This window comes from Limnospira sp. PMC 1279.21, assembly GCF_032349615.1.
Lineage (GTDB): Bacteria > Cyanobacteriota > Cyanobacteriia > Cyanobacteriales > Microcoleaceae > Limnospira > Limnospira fusiformis.
Map to the genome: position 1 here is coordinate 1 of NZ_JARPLU010000402.1, position 1,246 is coordinate 1,246.

1 protein-coding gene and 1 pseudogene are annotated in these 1,246 nt (G+C 48.6%); both read right to left on the bottom strand.

The window, feature by feature from the left end; genetic code table 11:
* Nucleotides 1-347 (bottom strand): annotated as a pseudogene (locus tag P5683_RS24970) (GUN4 domain-containing protein); the annotation flags it as partial.
* A gap of 248 nt (nucleotides 348-595) precedes the next feature.
* Nucleotides 596-1,246, bottom strand: a 651-nt coding sequence (locus P5683_RS24975) for a GUN4 domain-containing protein (protein WP_315645103.1), incomplete at its 5' end; no start/stop codon positions are given.

Genomic DNA, 1,246 nt, shown 5'->3' on the forward strand with positions numbered 1-1,246 from the left:
TGGAGTTGAGATGCGATCGCTTCATTCTGGGATTGGAGTTGAGATGCGATCGCTTTTATCTGAGATTCTAGCCGTGATTGAGTAGTGGTAAAACCGTCAATTTTCCGGGTGGTCTCATCTAACTGAGATTGCAGGTGAGAGACCATCAACTGTGCGGACTCTACCTGAGACTGAGACAATTGCCAAACCCGCTTGGCGGCGGCAATGCGTTTTTTCTCCTTCTCCAAAAACCCGGAGGGTATCCCACCAATCACAGGGGGATAGGGTGTCAGGTCATAACCACACACCGAACAGGTTTCCACCTCATTTGGTGTATATTCCGTTTCACAAACGGGACATTTCGCCATCATTCCCAACCCGATACATCACGACAACCGGGTGCAGGGAAACCCGGCTTTATGCTACTATAACCCACGGGGAGGAACTAGAAACCCAGTTTCTACCACCAGTGGAGAAGTAAGACTTCGTAGGGTGGGTTGAGTGCGTAACCCACCGCCAATGGAGAGTAGGAGTGGTGTTGACATTTGATTAACATTGTAATGGTGAACGGTGCGTTACATTTCATTAAAGCACCACTAGGGACTGCCTGAAGTGGTTATATGCTACAGGTTACAAGTCTGTGCGCGAGAGAAGACACCACTCTTCGCCGTACCCCAATCACACCCACTTCACCCCACAATTCGGCGATGGCCGGTAGATGGCCACGGCGAGCCGCCGCCGAAAACGTGCAATTAGACCATGATAGATACGACCCATTCACTCGCCATCCCACCTCGTCACAATACCGCTTCCATATTGTATCACCTGGATAGCTTCCATCAGGCTTACCTCCACAATTGATGTAAATTTGCTTCTGGACACTAAACCCGAAGCGTCCGTTGCTGTGTTTGACCCAAAGACCATCGATGATTCGCAAATCCTCGCAGGGAAAGTTTTTGATATCATCGTCGTCTAAATATTCCCGTTGGGTTTTTCCCGCCACCGCTAACATCATCTTAGCCGTTTCTTCGTCGGCAGCTTTCCAGTTACCTGATTTCAATAATCTGTTGAGTTGGCTATAATCAAAACCAGAAGAAGACAGGATGCGAGTATCTGGCACTGGTTTTGAAATCTGCTTAGGTTGAGATGCGATCGCTTTTCTCTGGGATTTGAGGTGAGATGCGATCGCTTCATTCTGGGATTGGATTTGATATGCGATCGCTTTTCTCTGGGATTCTAGCCGTGATTGGGATTGAGATGCGATCGC